At 54.1% G+C, this 22,431-nt stretch carries 19 protein-coding genes; 14 read left to right on the top strand and 5 right to left on the bottom strand.

Going from position 1 to position 22,431, the window contains the following annotated elements; translation table 11 throughout:
- Positions 1–90: 90 nt before the first annotated feature.
- The 3 genes from IJT02_07920 to IJT02_07910 all read right to left on the bottom strand — a co-directional run bounded on the left by IJT02_07920 (position 91) and on the right by IJT02_07910 (position 2,660).
- Entirely contained in the window at positions 91–702 is a 612-nt protein-coding gene (locus IJT02_07920) for a hypothetical protein (protein ID MBQ7544853.1), read from the bottom strand.
- A gap of 81 nt (positions 703–783) precedes the next feature.
- Positions 784–1,716, bottom strand: a complete 933-nt coding sequence (locus IJT02_07915) for a bile acid:sodium symporter family protein (GenBank protein ID MBQ7544852.1) — start codon at positions 1,714–1,716, stop codon at positions 784–786.
- Positions 1,717–1,736: 20 nt separating this feature from the next.
- Positions 1,737–2,660: a LysR family transcriptional regulator gene (locus tag IJT02_07910; GenBank protein MBQ7544851.1), complete on the bottom strand. Its 924-nt coding sequence runs from the start codon at positions 2,658–2,660 to the stop codon at positions 1,737–1,739.
- Between the two features lie 147 nt (positions 2,661–2,807).
- Here IJT02_07910 and IJT02_07905 point away from each other — a divergent pair, with 147 nt between their 5' ends.
- Genes IJT02_07905 through IJT02_07895 form a run of 3 tightly spaced genes read left to right on the top strand, consistent with a single transcriptional unit; the run spans position 2,808 to position 5,469 of the window.
- Complete coding sequence (locus tag IJT02_07905) at positions 2,808–4,130, top strand: hypothetical protein (protein ID MBQ7544850.1); 1,323 nt, start codon at positions 2,808–2,810, stop codon at positions 4,128–4,130.
- 12 nt (positions 4,131–4,142) lie between these two features.
- Positions 4,143–4,814: an RraA family protein gene (locus IJT02_07900; protein MBQ7544849.1), complete on the top strand. Its 672-nt coding sequence runs from the start codon at positions 4,143–4,145 to the stop codon at positions 4,812–4,814.
- 4 nt (positions 4,815–4,818) lie between these two features.
- Positions 4,819–5,469 carry a 4-carboxy-4-hydroxy-2-oxoadipate aldolase/oxaloacetate decarboxylase gene (locus tag IJT02_07895; protein ID MBQ7544848.1) on the top strand — a complete coding sequence of 217 codons (651 nt, stop codon included), beginning with the start codon at positions 4,819–4,821 and terminating at the stop codon, positions 5,467–5,469.
- A gap of 57 nt (positions 5,470–5,526) precedes the next feature.
- Here IJT02_07895 and IJT02_07890 read toward each other — a convergent pair whose 3' ends face one another.
- Together IJT02_07890 and IJT02_07885 are read right to left on the bottom strand one after the other, a co-directional pair.
- The gene (locus IJT02_07890; GenBank protein ID MBQ7544847.1) at positions 5,527–6,600 is read right to left on the bottom strand and encodes an amino acid ABC transporter ATP-binding protein; all 1,074 of its coding nucleotides are present in this window, start codon (positions 6,598–6,600) and stop codon (positions 5,527–5,529) included.
- Positions 6,587–11,863, bottom strand: a complete 5,277-nt coding sequence (locus IJT02_07885; GenBank protein MBQ7544846.1) for a transporter substrate-binding domain-containing protein — start codon at positions 11,861–11,863, stop codon at positions 6,587–6,589. The genes IJT02_07890 and IJT02_07885 overlap by 14 nt, the downstream gene beginning before the upstream one ends.
- Before the next feature lie 94 nt (positions 11,864–11,957).
- Here IJT02_07885 and IJT02_07880 point away from each other — a divergent pair, with 94 nt between their 5' ends.
- The 11 genes from IJT02_07880 (at position 11,958) to IJT02_07830 (ending at position 22,393) form a co-directional block, all read left to right on the top strand.
- Positions 11,958–12,533 carry a TerD family protein gene (locus IJT02_07880; protein ID MBQ7544845.1) on the top strand — a complete coding sequence of 192 codons (576 nt, stop codon included), beginning with the start codon at positions 11,958–11,960 and terminating at the stop codon, positions 12,531–12,533.
- Positions 12,530–13,213, top strand: coding sequence for a TIGR00266 family protein (locus IJT02_07875; protein ID MBQ7544844.1), 684 nt, complete (start codon positions 12,530–12,532; stop codon positions 13,211–13,213). Before IJT02_07880 ends, IJT02_07875 begins: the two co-directional genes overlap by 4 nt.
- A gap of 14 nt (positions 13,214–13,227) precedes the next feature.
- Entirely contained in the window at positions 13,228–13,842 is a 615-nt protein-coding gene (locus IJT02_07870; GenBank protein ID MBQ7544843.1) for a TerD family protein, read from the top strand.
- Positions 13,843–13,854: 12 nt separating this feature from the next.
- The gene (locus IJT02_07865; protein ID MBQ7544842.1) at positions 13,855–14,073 is read left to right on the top strand and encodes a hypothetical protein; all 219 of its coding nucleotides are present in this window, start codon (positions 13,855–13,857) and stop codon (positions 14,071–14,073) included.
- Positions 14,054–15,238: a bifunctional phosphopantothenoylcysteine decarboxylase/phosphopantothenate--cysteine ligase CoaBC gene (coaBC, locus tag IJT02_07860; protein MBQ7544841.1), complete on the top strand. Its 1,185-nt coding sequence runs from the start codon at positions 14,054–14,056 to the stop codon at positions 15,236–15,238. Before IJT02_07865 ends, coaBC begins: the two co-directional genes overlap by 20 nt.
- Complete coding sequence (locus tag IJT02_07855) at positions 15,228–16,919, top strand: hypothetical protein (GenBank protein ID MBQ7544840.1); 1,692 nt, start codon at positions 15,228–15,230, stop codon at positions 16,917–16,919. Before coaBC ends, IJT02_07855 begins: the two co-directional genes overlap by 11 nt.
- A 2-nt stretch (positions 16,920–16,921) precedes the next feature.
- Positions 16,922–17,386 (top strand): QueT transporter family protein, encoded by a 465-nt coding sequence (locus tag IJT02_07850; GenBank protein ID MBQ7544839.1) that lies wholly within the window; start codon positions 16,922–16,924, stop codon positions 17,384–17,386.
- 87 nt (positions 17,387–17,473) lie between these two features.
- The gene (locus IJT02_07845; GenBank protein MBQ7544838.1) at positions 17,474–17,932 is read left to right on the top strand and encodes an OmpH family outer membrane protein; all 459 of its coding nucleotides are present in this window, start codon (positions 17,474–17,476) and stop codon (positions 17,930–17,932) included.
- A gap of 14 nt (positions 17,933–17,946) precedes the next feature.
- A complete protein-coding gene (locus IJT02_07840) occupies positions 17,947–19,140 on the top strand; it encodes a hypothetical protein (protein ID MBQ7544837.1) in 1,194 nt (397 codons plus the stop codon).
- Positions 19,141–19,146: 6 nt separating this feature from the next.
- Positions 19,147–21,084, top strand: coding sequence for an SEL1-like repeat protein (locus IJT02_07835; protein ID MBQ7544836.1), 1,938 nt, complete (start codon positions 19,147–19,149; stop codon positions 21,082–21,084).
- Positions 21,085–21,127: 43 nt separating this feature from the next.
- Complete coding sequence (locus tag IJT02_07830; GenBank protein MBQ7544835.1) at positions 21,128–22,393, top strand: SEL1-like repeat protein; 1,266 nt, start codon at positions 21,128–21,130, stop codon at positions 22,391–22,393.
- Positions 22,394–22,431 lie beyond the last annotated feature (38 nt).

Genomic DNA, 22,431 nt, shown 5'->3' with positions numbered 1-22,431 from the left:
AGAGGGCTGAAGTTCCCGCTCCTTCACGAATTTAGTGTGAAATTGTTGCAGATTATACGCGCAAAAATTTACCCTGACAAGTTTTGCTGCTTACCAAAGACGGAATATCGTAAAGCCCGGATTCACATCCTTGATGAAGTAAATTGTCTCGCCCCCAGAGAACTCGACGTAATTATCTGTTTTCTCCTTGCCGCCCATATCAACCGTTGAAGGGTTACAGTGAACCGTGCAGCCTTCCGGGACTTTCATCTGGGTGCGCGCAGGTACTTTCTTCCTGAGCTGAAAGCCTCCGTCTTGCAGACGTGTGAGACTTATAGCTGCCCCCGTCGCTCCTGTCTTCCTGTCGAGATACTGGAATGACGCGCTCTTGTCGCTGAACTTAAGGTTGACTATCTGACGCTGTGCACCTTCTAGCCATGCCTGACCGTTTGACAGCTGTGGAGCGGGCGCAGGAGAATCACTATTGCCGCCAGTGATAATATCTCCGCTCTTTACACCGTTCTTGAGAGCAGGATCTACACCGCTGGGTACAGGATGATTAGTATCTTCATCGCTGCCTTCAGAAAGAGCCTTCAAGAACAACTCCCGCTGTTCTGGTGTCAAGCTCCTCACAAAGTCTGACGCAGCATCTGCCGAACACATCGCAGCACATACGGTTACAATCACAAAGACCGACAGTAATACACTCAAAAATCTTCTCATAGATTGTTACCTCCTACTTGATTTTTTGCGTATTATACTGTATGGGGGGGGGGGGCATTGTCAATAGCTGGTTTCTCTAAATCATTCCCACCTGCGGTACACGCTAGCCAGCAGTGCGCCGGAGATGTTGTGCCACACGCTGAAGATTGCTCCCGGAACTGTCGCCATCGCCAAGTCAGGGAACGTTGACCCCGCAAGGCTAGTAGCAAGCCCGCTGTTCTGCATCCCGACCTCAATAGAGAGTGCCTTAGTGCGAGCGACATCGAGCCCGAGAATTTTGCCGAGCAGGAAGCCGCACAGATACCCCAGCATGTTGTGCAGGAACACCACCGCGAACACCAGCCACCCAGTCGAGAGGATGCGAGCGGCATTGTGAGAGACGACGCAGGCGACGATCATGCAGATTGCCGTAACGCTCACTGCAGGCAGAACGTCAACGAGAGTCCGGGTAACTTTCGAGAACAGCTTGTTGATGATGAAGCCGAGCACTATCGGGACAATAACCACCTGAACGATTGACATGAACATCGCTACAACATCAACGCGTATTGTGGTCTTCAACAGCATGTAGGTTATCGCTGGCGTGAGGAACGGCGCAAGAAGTGTGTTGACGCTGGTCATTCCGACGGAGAGTGCAACATCACCGCGTGAAAGGTACGTGATTACGTTGCTGGACGTTCCGCCGGGACATGTTCCGACGAGGACGACACCAGCCATCAGCCCAACATCAAGCGCGAACGCCAAGCTGAGCCCGTAAGCCAGTGCGGGCATGATGATGAACTGCGCGAGGCATCCCAGAAGGATGTACTTCGGCTGAGTGAAGACCAGAGCAAAAGCCTTCGGCTCGAGGGTTAAGCCCATCCCGAACATTATTATCATCAGGAGCGGGGTAATCCAGCCCGTCTGAATCCACAGCGACGACTGCGGAACGAACAGCGCGAGAAGCGTAACAACTACGACGATTGCGGCCATATACCGCCCGAAGGCCTCGCTGACATGGCGGAGAAAGTTCATTATTATCACCTCAAACGATATTATCTCACCGTGTCAAGCATCCATGACTCGAACCTGCATATGTCGGAATTTCCTGCTATGAACTTCTCGAGCTCGGATGTGAAGACGGTGATTGCTTCGAGACGGCGGGCGTTGGGGTATCTGTTCGTGAGCATGTAGCAGATTCTCGGCGCAGGAGGGTCGCTCAAGGTATAGCAGGTCAGGCTAGTGCGGTGCGCAATCGCGTTGACGACGGAGCGCGGAGCAACTGCCCACCTCATCGGCGCGTCAATGTAGTGCTGGAGCATCGAGCCGGTGTTCACGCTCACGAGGGGATAACGTTCCGGCGAAAAGTACCTGTTGTGCCACTGCTGGAAGTCTAATCCCCAGTGCAGGTACACTTCAAGTTCTGGCTGAAGCTCTGCTGGGCTGATGCCGTCGTAGTAGGGGCTGTCTTTGCGGCATATCAGGTACATCAATTCCCTGTAGACGGGGCGCGAAATTATGTCCGGGTACGGCGAGCGCGAGAACACGAAGCCGATGTCTGCTGTCCTGTTCGAGATAAGGCCGTGAATCTCGTCTGAATGGTGCGTACGGATCTGAAGGCGTATGTTGGGCTGTGTGTCTATGATGCGGTTGAAGAGCGGAACAAACGTGTAATTGTTCACCGCGTCAACGCTGGCAATTGAGAGGGTACGGATGTTCGCGAGAGTCTTTAGGCTTCTGCTGTCCCTGAAGACGGAAGACCACTGCGAGGCCAGAGGAAGGAACGCCTGCCCGTAAGAGGTCAGCTCAATGCTTCTGTGCCCTTTGTGCCGTATGAGGAGGGCTGTACCTAACTCATCCTCGAGCATCTGGATTCGTGATGACACTGTTGACTGCGAGACGTGAAGGAAGTTTGCGGCACTGGTTATTGTCCCGTAGGTCATTATTGCGATGAAGGCTTCTATCTGTTCGTAGGTCATACTGTTTTCACCCGCCGTACACAAAATATCTGTTCAGCAAATGTTAATCATGATAATTATCTGTTTTACGGGAATTATAGACGCTGATATTATACACGCATTCCGACGCGCGAAGGAAAATTTGAATCATAACGGAGGCAGTTACTAATGAACCTGCTGTTAGACTTCATGATCCTCAATATTTTTCTCGGATTAGGCTGGTTTGTGCGCGAAAAGTTCCCGGTGTTGCAGCGTATCTTCATGCCTTCATCAGTCGTCGGCGGAATAATGCTCCTAATCTGCGGCCCTCAAGTCCTTAACATCGTTCCCATTTCCCCGATGATAGGCAAGTACCCCAACTTCTTAATCATCATCATACTGACCTGCCTCGTGTTCGGGACAAAATTCGACAGCAAGAGAGCACGTTCATACATGGATTATACGCTTGTAGCCGCTGGGACATACGGAGCACAGTTATTTTTCGGTGTCGGCATCGGAGCACTGCTCTCCAAACTCTGGACGAACATGCCGCCCAACTGGGGCATAAGCGCAATCTATTCCTTCTTCGCAGGGCACGGAGCAGCAGGAAGCGCGTCCGCAATCTTCACGGAGAAGGGTTACCCTGACTTTATGGGTATCTCAATGGTCATCGCTACTGTCGGACTCGTTGCCGCCCTCACAATCGGAATGCCCCTGCTGAACTGGGGAATACGCAAAGGCTACTGCGAATTTGTCGACAAACCCGAGAAACTTCCGCCGGATTACTACGGAGGACCTATGCCCGTCGAGAAACAGACTCCAATCGGAACAGTCAAGACCTCGACAGCGGGCATCAACGCTATAGCCCTGCAGATGTTCTTCATCTCGCTGTGCATAATGCTCGGCTACGTTCTCAGGCTCGCAGGTATAACCTACATATCACCCTACTTCAAGAATGTTAATGACCTCGTGCTGGGGATAATCGGCGCAATAATAATCTGGCCGATAATGTGCAGGACAGGTGCAGATGTTTACGTCGACAAGAAGACATGCTCGAACATCAGCGGTTTCTGCCTGGAATACCTGATTGTTTCGGCAGTAGGAACAATAAGCGTAAGTGCAATGGTCTCGTTCATAATCCCCATCACGATTTACTGTGTGCTGATGCTCGCAATCCTCACATTCCTTTACGTCTACATGAGCGCGAAAATCTGCCGCGAACAGTGGTTTGAGAAGATGGTTGTTGTGTTCGGACAGTGCATAGGCAACGCGGCAACAGGCCTTACCCTTCTGCGCTGCATTGACCCGAAAACAGAGAGCTGTGCAGGTGATGCCGGAGGAATGGGACTGTTCTTGTTCATGCCCATCTGGGTCGGAATGATAGCGGTCGGCCCGGAACTTGCTGTATTGGAGAACGGCACAATGATGCTTCTGGGTTTCGGCGCGGGATTGATGGCCGTATGTTACGGAATAGGACTGCTCTTCATGAACACGCACAGAAAGATATTCTAAGGAGGAATAATTATGTTGGCAGAAAGAACGTTAGCACCTGAAATTATCGCGGAGTACAAGAGGCTTGATGTTCCGTCAATCTCTGACGCAATGGACAAGCTGAGAATCTTCGGAGCACTCTACCGCATCAAAGCTGTTGTGCCGGACACGTATTTATGCGGGCAGGCCTTCACTGTTCACTACATGCCCAACGGTACGACAAAGGGAACAGTAGGCGACTTCATAGACGACATTCTTCCTGGAGAAGTTGCGGTGCTCGACAACAACGGACGCGATGATTGCACTGTGTGGGGCGACATAATGTCAATCTACGCATCACAGCACGGAATCGCCGGAACAGTCATTGACGGAGTGTGCAGAGATATTAACGTCATCCGTGAGCTGAAGTACCCGATCTTCACGAAGGGTACATACATGGTTACGGGGAAAGACCGCGTATTTGTCGACCGCACTAACTGCCCCGTGAGCATTGCAGGTATTCAGGTCAACCCGGGCGACTTAGTCTGCGGGGACAACACGGGAGTGATTGTCGTACCGTTCGAGAGGGTGAGTGAGGTTCTGGAAGTTGCTCTGAACATCGAGAAGGTAGAGCAGCAGATACTTGCTCACGTCAGGGCTGGAATGCCGCTCAAGGAAGCCAGAAGGCTTACGGGCTATCACACACTGCAGACACCGGAGGAGTAGCATCATGGAACTCACAGCAGAGAAGCTCGCCGAACTCTCGAAACTTCCGACGGGCAACATCGCCGACAACAACAACAATGCTCCGCGTCAGGGAGTCATGCACTCCTCAATCAAGCCCATTGACCCCGCAAGCCATGTGCTTGGCCGCGCAGTAACAGCACGGTGTTACCCCGGCGACAACCTCGCGCTTCATCAGGCAATCTACGCCGCAAACGCAGGTGATGTTCTGGTTCTAGATGTTCACGGGTACACTGAGGCCGGGCACTTCGGGGACATTATGGCTCTCGCGTGTCAGGTCAGGGGAATCGCTGGGGTTATTCTCGACGGTTCATGCAGGGACTCACAGGACATTAAGGCAATGGGCTTCCCGATGTTCGTCCGGGCGTTCAACCCTTCGGGCACGGTGAAGAAGTCGCTCGGTGAAGTGAATGTGCCTGTGCTCTGCGGAGGAGTATTAGTGAGGCCGGGTGATATTGTTGCGGGGGACTGCGATGGGGTTGTAGTTGTCCCGAGAGAGGATGAAGATGATGTGTTCGCGAAGGCACTTGCGAAGTTCGAGAAGGAAGCTCACATCGTCGAACAGCTCAAGGCCGGAAAGACAACGCTGGAAATTTACGGTTTCACCGAGCTCATCGAGAAGCTCAGCAGGATTTAACGCACTCACGAATGAATAAATCCCCCCGGCCCGCAAGCTAGGGGGATTTTGTGTGTGCTAACGAATGACCAGCCTTATAGTCCCGGCATCCTGCGAGACCTGAAAGTCTGACGCAGCACTCTTCAGCACAGCACGCGATATTTCGTCGGCATCCTCGAGGGGATTGCTGCCCTTCCAGCTGTGGCTGACGTTCATGACTGCTCCGCCCTTCTCCTCTGAGTACTCCACAGCAATATCTATCTCCGGCTTCCCGGGCTTCTGCAGAAGTATCTGCTGTACAAGCTCCTCAAACGCCAGCTGTATACGCCCGCAGGTTTTCGGGGAAATGAGATTCTTCCTGCAGTAGTCCTCGATCGCCGAGACAGTGCCGGGATAATCGTAATCCCTGCTACGAATCTTCAGCTCCAGCACCTTAAGCCTCTGTATAAACCTTCTGGTTCTGTCGCGCTTCGGAGAACCGAATATCTGCTCGGGGCTTCCGTCCTCGTATATTCCGCCTTCGTCCATGTAGAAAACTCTGCTGCTGACCGTCCGCGCAAAGTTCATCTCGTGCGTAACTATCATCATTGTGTGCCCGGTCTTGGCCAAGTCGCGGATTACTGCCTGAACCTCACCCACCATCGTCGGGTCAAGGGCACTCGTGGGCTCGTCGAACAGAATCACGTCGGGGTTCATTGCGAGGGCGCGGGCAATCGCGATTCTCTGCTTCTGGCCGCCTGAAAGTTCGTGTGGGTAGTTCAGCATCTTCTCGGCAAGCCCGACCTGACGCAGCAGCCTCATTCCGTCGTCGAAGGCTTCCTGCCGTGATGCACCCTTCAGCTTCACGGGAGCAAGCATTATGTTTTCTATCACCGTTAAATGCCCGAACAGGTTGAACGACTGGAAGACCATCCCCATACGCTGGCGCATTCCCGGAACATCGCACTTGGGGGATGTTATCTCCTCATCATCGAGGAATATTCTTCCTCCGTCGGGCTTCTCCAGAAGGTTTATGCACCGCAGAAGCGTGCTCTTGCCCGTCCCTGAAGGCCCGATTACTGAGATTACGTCGCCGTCATTTATCTCCGTGCTAACGTCGGCAAGCGGCGTAACGTTAGGGTAAACTTTCCTGAGGTGCTCAATCCTTATCATGAGTATCTATCCCCCTTAATATGTCATCTCTGCTCCGTGTCTCTGGCCTTATCCGGCTGTGTATCATGCTCACGACAACATTCAGCAGTCCGGCGAGCACGAAATATATCACTGCCACAGCGATTAACGGGAAGAATGCCTCGTACGTCCTGCTTCTGACGATGTCGCCCATCTTGGTGAGATCCTGAACAGCTATGTAGCCCACTATCGCCGTTGCCTTGATGAGCGCGACAACCTCACCCTTGAACGCAGGCATGAAGTGCAGTGCCGCCTGAGGAAGTATCACCGTGAAGAACGTCCGGCTGTCCGAGAAGCCCAGCGCGTAGGCTGCTTCTGTCTGGCCTCTGTCGAGGGCGTTCACGCCGGAACAAATCATCCCGTAGACTGCTGCCCCGAAGGTCATCGAGAACGCAATCACTGCTACCCAGATTCCTGCGATGTCAACCTTCCCGAAGATTATGTAGTAGAGAATCATTAACAGCACGACCATCGGCATACCCTGAATCAGCCACACAAAGAATCTCGTTATGAGGTTCGCAAAAACATTCCCGCCTCTGCAGAACATGTACACCGCAAAGCCAAGCACTGTCCCGCAGATTATGGACAGCACGGTGATTATCATTGTGCTGATTATGCCGTCGACGAAGAGCCGCCATCTGTTCTCGCGGATAAACGTCCTGTTGAAGCTGGCAGCAAGTTCATCGAAGAATGACGGTGTGTCGGGGGATGTTGCCGCTGAAACAGTCTGCGCTGCTTTCGGGGCTTCTGGTCTGGACTTGAGGACTAGCAGACAGTTTCCGCCTTTAGCGTTAGGGGCGGCAAAGAGTACCTGCTCCGCCCTTTCGGGGGTTACTGCTATGCTGCATGCGGCAAAATCACACTTCCCGGACTGTACCGCAGGGATGATAGCGGCAAAGTTCATCGGTACAATTTCCAGTCCATAGCCGTAGGCTTCGCAGAAACGTGCAGACATATCGACATCATAGCCGACAAATTTCCCGTCCTTAATGAATGCAAAGGGGACAGTTGACGGATCAACAGCCATCTTCAGAATACCGTTTGGAGCAGGGAACTTCGCGTAGTCCTTCACTGTTTTTCTGGCATTGTCAGTGCTGAACCACAGAGCATCAAGAGCAGCTAGCGTCCCATTCTCACGCTGGGCATTGATGAACTCGCTGAGCTGTGCGCAGAGTTTTTCGCCTTCAGGAGTCTTCGCAAAGACAGGCGCGCAATCCAAGTCTGTGAGTGGGCCTCCAAACATCTCTATATCATCATGCTCAATCATGATGTATCTTGCTATCGGAATGCCTGTGCACATAGCGTCAATCTTCCCCAGTTTCAGGGCTGTAACGATGTCCGTAACTGTGTCGTAGTATTCCAGTTTTGCCTCAGTGATGAATTGTGAGGCGATAAGGTCGCTGTTCGAGCCTGTGCGAACCCCTATGCGCTTGCCTGACATCGCCGCAATGCCGTCATGCTGCCCTGAACTCTGAGAGTCCGACTTCCTGACAACGAGAACATTCCCCGTCTTGGCGTTGGGCGACGCAAAGAGCACCTGCTCTGCCCTCTCCGCAGTGATGGCGATGGTGCAGGACGCGAAGTCTATTTTCCCTGACGCAATCGCAGGGATAAGCGCAGAAAAATTCATCGGCACAACCTCAAGGCCGTAACCGTTCTCCTCGCAGAACTTCACCGCCATTTCTACCTCGTAGCCGACGACCCTGTTGTCCTTAACGTAGGCGAACGGTGCAAGAGTAGTATCTACACCCATCTTCAGAGTTCCGTTAGGGGCAGGAAGGTTCGAGTAGTCCTTCACGGTGCGCTTGCTCTCGTCCCTGCCGAACCACACTGCGTCCATCCTCTGGAACGTTCCGTTGTCCCACTGGGCTTTGATGAACTTGTTGAACTGTTCACAGAGCTTACGGCCGGCATCTGTCTTCGCGAAAATAGGTGCGGCATCAAGCTCCGCTAAGGGCTTGTCCAGCACAACGAGGTCTTCATTGCTGAGCAGCGAGAATCTTGCGGCGTTGAGTGCAAGGCACGCGGCATCAATCTTCCCCAGCCTTAGAGCTACAAGAATATCCGCGAAGCTGTCGAAGTAATCGATTGTTACGTCAGGAATGGCTTTTGCGGCGGCTTTGTCGTTGGTTGTCCCCGTCTGAACGCCTACTCTCTTTCCGGCCAAGTCCGCAGGCTTCGTGAACCTCGCGGAAGGCTGAGGGGCTGGCTCTGCTTCTGTGTCTGCTTTCCTCACGACCATAACTTCACCGCTTATGCCGTTGGGAGCGGAGAATAACACGCTTTCTGCCCTCTCTGGCGTGATGGAGAGCGTACATGCTCCGAAGTCGCACTTCCCGGACATCACGGCAGGAATAATTGCACCGAAGCTCATCGGCACAACCTCGAGGCCGTAACCGTACGCTTCACAGAACTTCACGGCGAAATCAACTTCATAGCCGACTATCTTGTCATTCTTGATGTAAGCAAATGGAGCCGCCGCAGTATCTGTTGCCATTTTCAGGATGCCGTTCGGTGCAGGGAGGCTCGCATAATCCTTCTCTGTCCTCTTGCTGTCGTCTCTGCCGAACCATATTGCGTCGAGCTCCTGAAGAAAGCCGTTATCCCTCTGGGCTTTGGCGAACTCGCTGAACTGTGCGCACAGCTTCCGGCCGGCTTCGGTCTTGGGAAAGATCGGAGCGGTATCCGTAGTAACCATAGGCTTGCCCAGAATAGCGAGGTCTTCATTTTCCAGAAGAAGGAAGCGCGCCGTGTTCTGTCCCATGCATATAGCATCGATTTTCCCCTGCTTTATGGCGATCAATGCATCAGGCCTGCTGTCGAAGTAGACTATTTCCGCGTCCGGGACAAACTTAGAGGCAGTCTGTGCATTGGTAGTCCCTACAGTTACACCGATGCGTTTTCCTGCCAGGTCGCTAATCTTTGAGAACCTTGCGGAAGTCTGATGAGTTACCTCCAGCTGTGTATCTGCCTTCCTCACAACAAAAGCATTCCCGCCCCTGCAGTTGGGGTACGAGAACAACACGCTCTCTTCAAGTTCGGCTGTGCGTGTTATGCCGCAAAGTCCGAAGTCGCATTTCCCCGACACAACGGAAGGTATCACACCCGAAAAGTTCATAGGCACGATTTCCAGCCCGTAACCGTTTGCCTCGCAGAATCGCACCGCAGTATCAACGTCATAGCCCGTAATCTTGTTGTCCTTAACGTAGATGAACGGAGGAAGCGATATTTCAGCGGCCATCTTAAGGACTCCGTTCGGTGAAGGAAGGTTAGAGTAATCCTTGACGACATGTTTGCTCTCGTCTGAGCCGAACCACAGGGAGTCCATCTCCTGAATCGTGCCGTTGTCCCACTGTTCCTTGAGGAAGCTGCTGAACTGTTCGCAGAGCTTGCGGCCTGCCTCAGTCTTCGCGAAAATCGGAGCACATTCAACGTAAGTGAGCTGTTCGCCGAAAAACGCAAAGCTGTCGTCTTCAGCCATAACCATTTTTGCGATGGGAATACTCGTGCAGATTGCCTCAACCTTCCCCGTCTTCAGAGCCGTGAAAGTGTCCGGCACGTTGTCGAAGTACACAAGCTCCCCTGTCGGAACGTACTGCTTCGCGATTTGCGGGTGAGTTGTACCCGTGAGGACAGCGATTCGTTTTCCGGCCAAGTCCTCAATTGTTGTGAACCTCGCGCGCTTTTCAGGAGCTGGAGCAGGAGATGCCTGCAGTTTTTCGGCGAGCACTGCCATCTGCGTTGAACATGCATAATACGGCACGGAGAACAGCATAACTTCTTTATGTTCTTCTTTCAGCGACAGAGCAGACAGCGCGAAATCACACCTGCCTGACTGCACAGCAGAGAATATCCCGTCATACGCCATAGCTTTTACGTCGAGGCCGTAACCATACCTTTCAGCAAACATGACCGCAAGCTCAACCTCAAACCCCACTAACTTGTTATGGCTGTAATAGTTGAAGGGGGGATATTCGCCTTCAGTGGCCATGCGCAGGACTCCATTTGTCGCGGGCAGTGAGGAGTAGTCCGGCATGGTTTTGGCGTTCTCATCAGCACCTGTCCATTTCTGGATGAGGGAGTCTATCTTTCCGTCGTTCTTCATGGCGGTAATGTACTCGTCCCACTGGGCTTTCAGCTTTTCGCCCTTCCCGCTTTTCTGGAAGGCCACAGCCACATCGAAGCTCTCTTCAAGCACTTCACCAAGCACAGCAACTTCCTTGTTCTGCGCCATAATCAGCGAAAGTACCGGGCTGTCGCAAGGGAAAGCGTCAATCTTCCCGCTCTTCAGGGCGGCTGTCATGTCAGCAAATGTGTTGTAGTAGATTATCTTCGAGTCAGGGAGCAGGACGCGGACAATATCAGCCCATTCTTCTACGCCGGTCTGTACACCGATGCGTCTGCCGTTTAGGTCAGAAATCTTCGTGTACTTCGCGCGGGATACTGAGGCTTCCTGCCCGTCGTCCGTCCTCTTCACGAGCAGCATTGCTCCGTCAGTGTAGACCGGCTCGGAAAAATTCACGTTTTCCGCACGTTCGGGAGTGATTGTGATTGCGCTTAAGCCCACAGCACATTTCCCCGACATCACGGCAGGGAGTATCGCGGAAAATGTCATAGCAGAGGCTTCCGGCCTGTAACCCTTAGCTTTGCAGAACCGCACGAAAACATCAACGTCATAGCCGACGCTTCTGCCGTCCTTGATATACGCAAATGGAGGAGTCTCGTTGTCGAGCGCAACCTTAATCGTCCCGTTCTCTGCAGGGTAATTCTCGTAGTCAGGAAGAGTCTTCGCGCTCTCGTCCGTGCCGAACCACACATCACCAATCTTCGTTAGCGTACCGTCTGCCTTCAGTGAACGTACAAACTCATTGAACTCTCTGCGTAGTTTGTCGCCTTCAGGGGACTTCGTGAAGATAAATGCGTTGTCGAACGTGCTCAGGTACTCATCAATGTGCGTGAGGCCGGTAGTTGCCCGCTCCATTGACAGAACTATAGCCTTGTCCTGCGCGATTGCGTCAATCTTGCCGTTCGTCAGAGCACTTATGGCATTGGCCGAAACGTCGAAGTAGAACAGCTTGGCATCAGGCAGGATTTCCTGAATAATCTTATCGTGTACTGTCCCTGTGAAGACTCCTATACGTTTGCCATCGAATGCACGGATCTGCGGGCTGGTTTCAGCCTCAGCACAGCCTATGACTCCGAAGGCCAGCGCAAGAAGCAGCAGTACATATCTGCACAGCTTCATAGAATGCACCTCTCTCAATATAAGGATTGAAGAATTATACAGCTTTGGTTTTGCTATAATGGCTGAAATTTCCCATGCAGGAGGTAACACACAAATGATAAGTCTCTCCAAAGGCCAGAAGGTAGACCTCACCAAAGGCCGTCCCGGTCTCTCGAAAATAATTATAGGTTTGGGCTGGGACGTGAACAAGTACGACGGACAGGCAGACTTTGACCTTGACGCGGCGGCGTTCCTTCTCAGCGCGAACGGCAAAGTAACCGGCGACGCAGATTTTGTGTTCTACAACAACCCTAAGCACTCGTCGGGTTCAGTCCAGCACATGGGCGACAACAGGACAGGAGCAGGAGAAGGCGACGACGAAGTTATACGCGTAGACTTGGCCGCAGTACCCGCAAGCATCGACAAGATAGATTTCACCGTAACAATCCACGAGGCAGAGGAGCGCAAACAGAATTTCGGGCAGGTCAGCAATGCCTTCATCCACGTATTCGACGAGGCAAAGGGCGAGGAACTCATACGCTACGACTTGGGGGAAGATTTCTCGATTGAGACGGCTGTAGTTGTCGCAGAACTTTACCGCAGCGGCGGCGAGTGGAAGTTCAACGCAATCGGCTCGGGCTTCAAGGGCGGACTTCGCGCGCTGTGCCTGAACTTCGGCGTAAGCGTATGAGGTACGAGATACTTCATCAGGACGCATTTCCCGTCGTGAGGTGCGACCTGTCGCGCGGCGAATCCATCAAGGCAGAGAGTGATGCGATGGTAACCATGTCCGCAACCCTCGACGTTGAAGGCTCAATGGGCAAAGGCGGAGTTCTCGGCGGACTGGCGCGGAAGTTCCTCACCGGCGAGAGCTTCTTCTTCCAGCGCATCACCGCCACGCGCGGGCCGGGAAGCGTCCTGCTCGGGCACAGTGCTCCGGGCGGAATTGCTGACGTTGTGCTCGACGGGTCTTACGGTCTTAGGGTGCAGAAAGACGGTTTCCTTGCGAGCGAAGAGACCATAGAGACAGGGACGGCCGTACAGAACCTGGCACAGGGGCTGTTCTCGCGTGAAGGCTTCTTCGTGCTGGATGTTCACGGCAAAGGAATAGTCTTCCTGAGCAGCTTCGGGGCGATTCACCCGGTAGAGCTTGCGGCAGGTGAGGAAGTCCTCATCGACAACGGACATCTTGTAGCTTGGCCGGACTTCATGAACTACAAGGTGGAGAAGGCATCATCGGGCTGGGTCTCGAGCATAACGAGCGGCGAAAGCCTCGTGTGCAGGTTCAGGGGGCCCGGAACAGTGCTGATTCAGACGCGCAACCCCTCATCATTCTCTTCGTGGCTCAAGGGAATGATAGGCCCGCGCTAAAGGAGTGTTAAGCAATGGCAGTGAACTTAGTCAAGGGACAGAAAGTAGACCTCAGGAAGCCTGACGGAAGCAGCCTCAAGACTGTGATGATAGGTTTGGGCTGGGATGCCGCAGAAAAGGCCGCTGGGGGCGGAATGCTCGGCGGGCTCTTCAGAGGACGGAAGAGGACGCATAACATCGACTGCGACGCTACAGTCTTTGTGTGCAGGAACGGCAAGCTCGCAAGCAATGACGACATCGTGTACTTCGGCAACCTCGAGCACGCTTCCGGCGCAATCCGGCACATGGGCGACAACCTTACGGGCGAAGGCGAGGGCGATGACGAAGAAATCTTCGTTGACCTCACGAGGCTTCCAGCGAACTGCGACAGGATAGTCTTCGTCGTGAACATCTATAAGGCCTCCGAGAGAAGCCAGCACTTCGGGATGATACGCAACGCCTTCATACGAATCTGCGACAACGAGACCAGCACCGAACTTTGCCGCTACAACTTATCGGAGAACTACGACGGAATGACGGCAATGGTGTTCGGTGAAATGTACCTGAGAAACGGCCAGTGGAAGTTCAACGCGATAGGCCAGGCGACGAAGGACAACAGCATCACAGAACTCACGAGACGTTTTGTGTAGGAGGAAGAGTGAATGAAGTTCTATGATTTGGAGTGGCTCGCACAGAAATGCGGGACGGACAACAAGTACGAGATTACGGCACGGATTGCGGCGGAGGCACGGCGTGAGAGCGAAGAAGCCTCGCTCGAGAAGGGGACACCCGGCAACGAACGCTACATCTCGAACGTCCTTCAGGAGATAGAGGACGGCACGAGCCAGATAACTAACCCTGATGCCCTGCTGGAAGAGTAACCGCAAGATTCTTCTGGGCATTACGGGAGGCATAGCCGCCTACAAGACACCTTACCTTGTCCGTCTGATACGCAAGGCGGGCTGTGAGGCGGAAATCATCATGACGGACGCGGCCAAAAACTTCGCTGCTCCGATGGCTCTCGAGACTTTGTCGGGGCGTAAGGTCTGGACTGACGACGATTTCGGCGGAACCATCCCACACATACGGCTTGCTGAATGGGCAGAAGTTTTCGTGATTGCACCGTGCACCGCGAACACCCTCGCCAAGATCGCGCACGGAATCGCCGACAACCTCCTGACCTCTGCGGCTGTCGCTTCAACGTGCCCGATGCTGGTTTTCCCGGCAATGAACGAACACATGTACGCCAACCCTGCCGTTCAGGAGAACGTAGCGGCCTTGAAGCGTCGCGGAATACGCGTGATTGAGCCGGAGGACGGCGAGCTTGCGTGCGGTGTTTCCGGCAAAGGCAGGATGCCCGAGCCGGAAGAGATTATGCACGAGGTCTTCAGGGCACTCTGTCCGGTTCACGACATGTCGGGAAAACACGTTCTCGTTACCGCCGGGCCGACACACGAATACATTGACCCTGTGCGTTTCATCAGCAACCCGTCGAGCGGAAAGATGGGGCTTGCGATGGCACGTTCTGCGTGGTACAGGGGCGCGGACGTGAGACTTGTTGCCGGGCCTGTTGAACTTGACGGCTGGGGAATGAAGGTCGAGCACGTTACGTCGGCTCTCGAGATGCTTGATGCGGTGAAAGCAAATCTCTCGTGGGCTGATTACGTGGTGAAGGCCGCCGCAGTAGGAGATTACCGCGTTAAGGACTACAGCTCGCGGAAGCTCAAGCGTGAGGGCAAGGACACCCTGACGCTCGAGCTCGTGCAGAACCCCGACATTGCCGCAGAAGCAGGGCGGCTCAAGCGTGAAGGACAGGTGCTGATAGGTTTCGCGGCAGAGACTGACGACGTTATTGCGCACGCGCGGGAAAAACTCGCCCGCAAGAACCTCGACTACATTCTAGCTAATGACGTTACTGCTGAGGGCTCGGGCTTCGGGACGGACACAAACACTCTGCGCCTGATAAGTTATGACAGCGAGCAGGTCTTTTCCGGCCTCAAGGAAGATGCGGCCTTCGACATCTGGAGCGCGCTGAATGCTCATTGATGTTGCCGTGCCGGAAATGGCGTTGCCGCCTCTGACCTACAGCACGGACACGGACATTCCCGAAGGCGCGAGGGTTATTGTCGAGGTACAGAGGAGTCTTCACGCGGGGTTTGTTCTCGGTGAAACACAGCGGGACGTTGGAGACGCGGAGATAAAGCCGGTGGCAGGCATCATTGACGACCGGCTGATGACTGACCCGGACATCTGGGACTTGGCCAAGTGGGCGGGCAAGGTATGCCTGTGCGGAATGAATACTGCCTTGCGCTTCCTGCTCCCCAAAATTTTCTGGACGGGAGAACGTGTCGAAGCTCCTCCATATCTTGCCGAGACACGCGGGCAGTTCAGAGAGGTGCACAACTTTAACCCGTTTGATGCTGAGCGGGTTAATTTTTATGCGGAAGAGATGAAGTGTGATGAACGTGTACTCATCCTCTTTTCGTCAAGGGAAGCCGCGCAGAGGTTCTACCGCACCATTGCCGCCGATGACGTGCTGTTCTGGAAGGGTTCGTCCGACTGGGAGGCCGTGAACACAAAGAAGTTCCGTGTTGTTGTCGGCACGGCCGGAGCAGTTTCCGCGCCGCTTTCCCCGCAGAAAATCATTGTCGACGACGAAGACAGCCCGAACTACATCACTCCTTACGGCCTCAGAATCTCAGCACGAAGCCTCGCCGGACACAGGGCATCATTTCTCGGGGCGACGCTGATTCTCGGAGGACGAATGCCGTCGCTGAAAACCTACATGCGCGCTCATCCATCGCAGACCGTCAAGCCGGATCGCAGGAACATCATTCTTGCTGACATCTGGAGAAGCCGCAAGGAGGAGGCACAGGGCATCGACGGGCAAATACCGCTGACGTTCTCGCTGATACGGCGGACGTACACAGAACTTCTTCACGGGAATAATGTAGTATGGATTCTCAGCAGGACAGGCACAGCCCGTGAAGTCTACTGCGAGAAGTGCGGCGCAGTCCTGAAGTGCGTTCGCTGCGGCTCGGTGATGCGGAGCTTCGGCGGAGGAGAGCTCCTGAAGTGTCCGATGTGCGGTTCTGTCCGTGAACTTCCCGAGAAGTGCGAATGCGGGCGCAGATTCTTCAGGGGCAGGAGGCCGGGCATTGAGGCACTCGCTGAGATTGTCAGCAGGTACTACCCGAAGGTGAAGCTCTACGACAAGAACGCCAAGCACAACAGGGGCTTGATCCTAGCGACACGTTCAGGCCTCGATGTCGTCGAGAAGGTCGATGTCTCACTGATTGCGTGGGTTGACCTGGACTTGGAGCTTTGGGGTGATGATTACGATAAACGCCGCTTGGTCTTCAGCATGTTGTACAGGTCATTGTACGCAGGAAGCAGAACACCGCGCAAGGTTCTCGTACAAGCCCGGCGGACTGGGCTCAAGCTGGCTGAATACCTGCTTCAGGGCTGGGAAAAGTTCCTTGCTGAGGAGCTCAGGGAACGCGACGAGTTCATGATGCCTCCGTGCGGATACATGATAGAGATTGACACAAGGGGTAAAATAGCGCGCGAAACATTGATAGACATTCTTGAGGATAACGGGCTGTTCGTGATGGATCCGGGAGACGAGACCAAACCTCTCTACGTGAACACCGACAGGCTCGATGATGTCTCAGAAATTCTTGAGCAGTATTCAGGAATGCTCAGCATCACAGTAAGGAGTGAATAGCGATTAACACAGCAAAAATCTCACGCGGAGCACTTATCGGAGCACTCTACGCGGTTCTGACGATAAGCCTTGCTCCCATCTCGTACGGCCCCGTCCAGTTCCGAGTCTCGGAGGCACTGACGCTTCTGCCGTTCTGCCTGCCTGAGGCAATACCGGGACTGTTCTTAGGGTGCATCTTCGCGAACTTCTTCGGAGGGTTCGGACTGCCGGACATGGTGTTCGGGTCTCTGGCGACACTCATTGCCGCAGTTCTCTCGCGGAAGTCCGGGAACATCTGGATTGCCGCGCTCTGGCCTGTCGTCTCGAACATGGTCATCATCGGCGTAATGCTTCATGTGCTCGTCTCTGCGCCGCTCATGGCAACATGCCTCTATGTCGGTCTCGGGGAAGCAGGAGCTTGCTGGCTCGTCGGAGTGCCGTTGATGAAGGTGCTTGACGCGCGCAAAATAATCACACGGGCTAATTAGTAATCTTTACGTTTTTGCTTGCAAAGCGTGAATGTTAGAATGCAACACGAATCATTTGACGCAAGATAAGGGAGGAATACATTTCTTATGAAGAAAGTATTAGCAGTCGTACTCGCAGTATCAGTTCTGTTCAGCGCAACATCAGCATTTGCCGCCGCGAAGAAGGCAGCAGCACCCGCCGCCGCATCATCAGCCACCGCAGTAGGCATAGTAGACAGAGGAGAAATCCTCAACAACCATCCGCGCCTTAACCAGGTTCGCCAGGAATTAGCGAACATTGCCCGCCAGAAGGAGAACGAGGCCAAAGCCGCCGCCGACAAAGAGACCGACACGGCCAAGAAGGCGCAGGCAGTGCAGGCCAAGAGGATGGAGCTTGCGCAGGAAGAGCAGAAGCTGATGGCACCGATATACAGGGACTGCGAGCAGGCAGTGCGTGAAGTTGCCGTGCGCAAGAAACTGACGCTGGTACTGGACAAGTTCGTAGTGCTCATCGGCGGAGAGGACATCACACAGGACGTAATCCAGCAGCTGGCCAAGAGCAAATAACGTTCCTATGTGTCATGCGTAAACTTCTTGCGGTTATCGCGGCGGTTTTATGCCTGACAGTCTGGGGAAACACGGAGGCGTTCTGCGCTCAGTCTCACAGCTGGGTGTGGAACGTTCTTGTTATTCCCCCTTCAGGCGGCTGGGACACCGAGCCCGGAAAATCCATCAGCACAGCCCTTGCGTGGTGCGAGCGCGAAATCTCTGAGAGCAGTTCGGGAGTAGGCGGGCATGACGTGCACTTTCTGCGGGCTGAAGTTTCCGGCGACATAAGGTCATTCGAGACGCTCGGGCTGAACTACGGCAGGGACGTAATCGCAGTGATGAGCTTTGCCGGTCTTCCTGAGCTCGACAGGGTGTTGGTCGCGCGGATGGCAGGCCGTGATGTGCCTCTGATTCTTTCCGGCGGAGAGAGTGTAGTCATCGACAGGGGAGGCCGTCCGCTATCTAACGTTTTTGCGCTTGACCTGTACCGTGATTACCGTTCAGCGGCGTTCACTGAGTACGCGAAAACAATCTACAACCGCCAGAAGCGCATAGCATTAGCTGCCAGCCGTTTCACCGTGAATCAGGAGCGCGAGGCGAAAATCTGCTATGACCTCATGGACAAGGCGGGATTCATGCCGATGCCGTACTGGGCAGATGCGAGCGTCAGGGACACGTACCTTATGCTGTCGGAGGAGATCGAGAGCTTCGAGGGAGAAGAGGCCGGAGTAGTTATCTCGTTCATGGGGAGCATGGGAGCGCGTGAGATATGGCGGAACTTCATGCGCCTGCGTACAAACTGGCGGCTGTGGAACTGTTCTGCGCCGGACAAGACGTACCTGTCGTGTCGCGGGATGGTCTTCGCCGACCAGAACATACTGCTGAACACTCAAGGCGGTTTCATCGAGACCAAGCGCATGATGTGGAGGACGCGCGCAATGCCCGTCCATGACCCTGCGGCGGCGGGAAAAGCAGTTGCGCTGTACGAGTGGCTGAAGAGGGCGGTTGACATGATGCCCCAGCCTGTGGACAATATGCCCAGAGGACAGCTCCTCGCGAACTTGAGCCGTGTGCAGTCGATACCGTTCGGGAATCAGGTGCTGGACATTTCGCCCGGTCTCCACCGTCCTGCGGAACGCAACGTGTACATAGTTGAGGTCAGGGACAAGGACTACTTGTTTGTTGACGCAGTGAGGACGAGAGGGTTAGCTTATAAGGAGGAGTGAGGATCTATGAAGAAGGCATGTTTTGCAGCAGCATTGTTGCCGGTGCTTTTTGCGTGTGCGGCATTCGGCGTTGAGTTTGGTGATATGGCCGGGAATGCAGGGATTGCCAGCCCTCAGGCAGAGCGCGGGGCTTCTCTTGTCGTTTCCCGGCAGAAAGCTGCTCCGCTTGCGTCAAAGAACTCTAAGGGCGTGGGGAGCGGATTTTTCGCTGTTCTGGACAAGGCACAGCACGGGGATGTCAACGCACAGTTCGAAGTCGGTCGCATGTACGCTGAGGGCGACGGCACTGAGAAGAATTACACGAAGGCGGCGGAATGGTATCAGAAAGCGGCGATGCGCAAGCACGACATGGCACAGAACAATCTGGGCGACCTCTACCGTTTCGGCAACGGAGTGAGGCAGGACTTCGACAAAGCCCGCGAGTGGTACGAAAAAGCTGCCTCGAGGAACAATCAGTACGCGCTCTACAATCTTGGCACGATGTACGAAGCCGGAGAAGGTGTACGCCAGGATTTTGCTAAGGCGCAAGAATACTACGAGAAAGCCGCAAGTCGCGGTCACGAGGATGCGAAAGCCGCCATCGCAAGGCTGAACAACCCACAGCGCGCCGCTTACCAGCCGCAAAACCCTCCCTACGGTTCGTCGCGGGGAAGCACAAGCGTAGCTCCTGCGCGCCCTAAGACCCCTGCACCTAGCTCTTCGAAGAAAGCCGCTTCTACGACATCAAAAAGTCCTAAGAGTGTGGGGAGCGGCTTTTTTGCTGTCATGGACAAGGCACAGCACGGGGATGTCAACGCACAGTTCGAAGTCGGGCGCATGTACGCAGAGGGCGACGGCACTGAGAAGAACTACACGAAGGCAGCGGAATGGTATCAGAAGGCGGCGATGCGCAAGCACGACATGGCACAGAACAATCTGGGCGACCTCTACCGTTTCGGCAACGGAGTGAGGCAGGACTTCGACAAGGCTCGTGAATGGTACGAGAAGGCCGCCTCGAGGAACAACGAGCACGCGCTCTTCAGTCTCGGCTGGATGTACGAGTTCGGAGAAGGAGTGTACCCGGACATCAACAAGGCACGCGAATACTACGGGAAGTCCGCAAGTCGCGGCAATGAGGATGCGAGAGAAGCTATCGCAAGGCTGGACGGTTCACGGAATGTTCCCGGAAAGCCGACGTACGCCAGCAATCCCCCTCAGGTTACGGTTGAGCCAACTCCGCCCGCACCTCCCGCGAGAACGCCTGAGCCTGCGCCCGCACCCGTGAGAACGCCTGAGCCTGCGCCTGCACCTGCAAGAACTCCGACACCTGCACCTGCTCCTGCGCCCACAAAAACTCCGTCAAAGCCGACACCTACTGCACAAAAGGCCAAGACCGATGACGATTCGCGTCCCAAGCCAAGACTGGCAGTCCGTGAGTTTGAGGACAGAAGCGAGGACGGAAAAGCTCCTGCTGACGCGATAACGGACATGATGATAACCGAGCTGATGAAGACCGACGAGTTCACCGTCATGCTTCGAGGCAAACGCTTCGACGACTACATCGGCACAGAGATCAAGATGGGACAGTCCGGCCTTGTTGACGCGAAGACTGCTCCTGCTGTCGGCAAGCTCAAGGGGCTTCAGTACACCATGACGGGGTCAATCACGCTCTACTACTACACCGAGAAAGGTGCTGGGATGGTGCTTCCCATCATCGGGGTAGCGACTGAGGCCAAGACCGCCTACGTAGTCATAGACCTCATGATAATCGACAACTCGACCGGCGAGATAATCTACGCCAACAACCAGTACGGCGAAGCCAAGCAGGTTTCGAAGGGCGGAGGAGCGTCCTACAAGGGCTTCTTTATCGGAGGGTACAGCAAGAGGGCGGGAGGTCTTCTGCAGGAGGCAACCCGAAACGCCGTAGTGAAGCACGTATCCGCAATCATTAATCTGGATCTGTAGAGGTGCAGGCGGCGCGGGAAATTCCGGGAAGGAGTGAATGTGCGTGAGGAAGATGCGGTTCGCGGCGGTGGTGCTGGTGATGCTTCTGGCGTGTTCAGCATTCGGCGATGACTTCAATGTTCTGATGAAACGAGCTAGGAACGGAGATATTTACGCACAGTTTCGGGTTGGCCGGATGTATCAGACAGGCGACGGAGTAGCGCAGGACTACAGAAAAGCCCGCGAATGGTACGAGAAAGCTGCCGCTCAGAATTATGGCTGGGCTTTCCACAATCTCGGGTGGATGTATCAAGAAGCATTAGGAGTCAAGGTAGATTACAGAAAGGCCTTTGAGTATTACACAAAGGGAGCAGAGCGTGGTATTGCTAGGTCATTCAATCAGCTTGGCTGGTTTTATGAACAAGGCCTCTGGGTGAAGTTTGACTATAAGCAGGCTTTCTACTGGTACACGAAAGCGGCAGAGGGAGGCGACCACTATGGCTTGAATAATCTTGGTCATATGTACGAGAACGGTATAAACACAAGCAGGGATTTGCGTAAGGCGATGGAATATTACCGTCAGTCAGCGGCTAAAGGCAACAAGAAGGCACAAGAAGCCCTCGCAAGGCTCGAAACTCAGCAGAAGCCCTCTGCTCCAGCTGTCGCAACGACTCCCCCCACGCCCGCAACTCCACCAAAACCGCGACTCGCCGTTCTTGACGTCGAGGACAAGAGCGAGGAACGAAAAGCCAATCCCCTGCACCTCGCAGACACTAAGCTAAGATTGGCAGTCCGTACGCTTGATGACAAGTGCGATATTGGCAAGAAGACCGCCTCAGCAATAACGGACCTTATGATTGACGAACTGGGCAATACACATCTCTTTGCTCTGATGGAACGTGAACATTTCGACGATTATCTTGGCCGAGAAGTCAATATCGGGCAGTCTGGCTTGGTAGACCCCTCAACAGCACCTAGTGTAGGAAAGATGAAGGGCATCCAGTACCACATGATGGGGTCAATCATGTTCTGCAAATACTACGAGAAAGGCTCGGGAGTCGTAATCCCTATTCTCGGAATAGCAACCCAGTCCAAGACTGCATATGTGGTCATCCACATCAGGATAGTCGACAGCTCCACAGGCGAGATAGTTTATACTGCAAGACAAACAGGAAGTTACAAGCAGACCTCAAAGGGAGCTTCAGCCAATTACAGGGGCTTCTTTATCGGCGGTTACAGCAAAGAAACAGGAGGACTCTTGGAACAGGCTGCCCTTGATGCAGTTATGAAACATGTCTCAGCGATTAAGGAGAGAATATCTCACAGTTAGCCACAGTATTGCGACAAAAAGCAAGGGGGACACCAGCC

The organism is Synergistaceae bacterium (assembly GCA_017450125.1).
Classification (GTDB): Bacteria; Synergistota; Synergistia; order Synergistales; family Aminobacteriaceae; genus JAFUXM01.
The sequence above is the reverse complement of the archived record's forward strand: the minus strand, read 5'-3'. Positions and strand labels throughout refer to the sequence as shown.

What these genes read in the sequence shown, in the direction of transcription:
- IJT02_07920 (MBQ7544853.1), bottom strand. Translation starts at nt 702, where the DNA reads ATGAGAAGATTTTTGAGTGTATTACTGTCGGTCTTTGTGATTGTAACC.
- IJT02_07915 (MBQ7544852.1), bottom strand. Translation starts at nt 1,716, where the DNA reads ATGAACTTTCTCCGCCATGTCAGCGAGGCCTTCGGGCGGTATATGGCC.
- IJT02_07910 (MBQ7544851.1), bottom strand. Translation starts at nt 2,660, where the DNA reads ATGACCTACGAACAGATAGAAGCCTTCATCGCAATAATGACCTACGGG.
- IJT02_07905 (MBQ7544850.1), top strand. Translation starts at nt 2,808, where the DNA reads ATGAACCTGCTGTTAGACTTCATGATCCTCAATATTTTTCTCGGATTA.
- IJT02_07900 (MBQ7544849.1), top strand. Translation starts at nt 4,143, where the DNA reads ATGTTGGCAGAAAGAACGTTAGCACCTGAAATTATCGCGGAGTACAAG.
- IJT02_07895 (MBQ7544848.1), top strand. Translation starts at nt 4,819, where the DNA reads ATGGAACTCACAGCAGAGAAGCTCGCCGAACTCTCGAAACTTCCGACG.
- IJT02_07890 (MBQ7544847.1), bottom strand. Translation starts at nt 6,600, where the DNA reads ATGATAAGGATTGAGCACCTCAGGAAAGTTTACCCTAACGTTACGCCG.
- IJT02_07885 (MBQ7544846.1), bottom strand. Translation starts at nt 11,863, where the DNA reads ATGAAGCTGTGCAGATATGTACTGCTGCTTCTTGCGCTGGCCTTCGGA.
- IJT02_07880 (MBQ7544845.1), top strand. Translation starts at nt 11,958, where the DNA reads ATGATAAGTCTCTCCAAAGGCCAGAAGGTAGACCTCACCAAAGGCCGT.
- IJT02_07875 (MBQ7544844.1), top strand. Translation starts at nt 12,530, where the DNA reads ATGAGGTACGAGATACTTCATCAGGACGCATTTCCCGTCGTGAGGTGC.
- IJT02_07870 (MBQ7544843.1), top strand. Translation starts at nt 13,228, where the DNA reads ATGGCAGTGAACTTAGTCAAGGGACAGAAAGTAGACCTCAGGAAGCCT.
- IJT02_07865 (MBQ7544842.1), top strand. Translation starts at nt 13,855, where the DNA reads ATGAAGTTCTATGATTTGGAGTGGCTCGCACAGAAATGCGGGACGGAC.
- coaBC (MBQ7544841.1), top strand. Translation starts at nt 14,054, where the DNA reads ATGCCCTGCTGGAAGAGTAACCGCAAGATTCTTCTGGGCATTACGGGA.
- IJT02_07855 (MBQ7544840.1), top strand. Translation starts at nt 15,228, where the DNA reads ATGCTCATTGATGTTGCCGTGCCGGAAATGGCGTTGCCGCCTCTGACC.
- IJT02_07845 (MBQ7544838.1), top strand. Translation starts at nt 17,474, where the DNA reads ATGAAGAAAGTATTAGCAGTCGTACTCGCAGTATCAGTTCTGTTCAGC.
- IJT02_07840 (MBQ7544837.1), top strand. Translation starts at nt 17,947, where the DNA reads ATGCGTAAACTTCTTGCGGTTATCGCGGCGGTTTTATGCCTGACAGTC.
- IJT02_07835 (MBQ7544836.1), top strand. Translation starts at nt 19,147, where the DNA reads ATGAAGAAGGCATGTTTTGCAGCAGCATTGTTGCCGGTGCTTTTTGCG.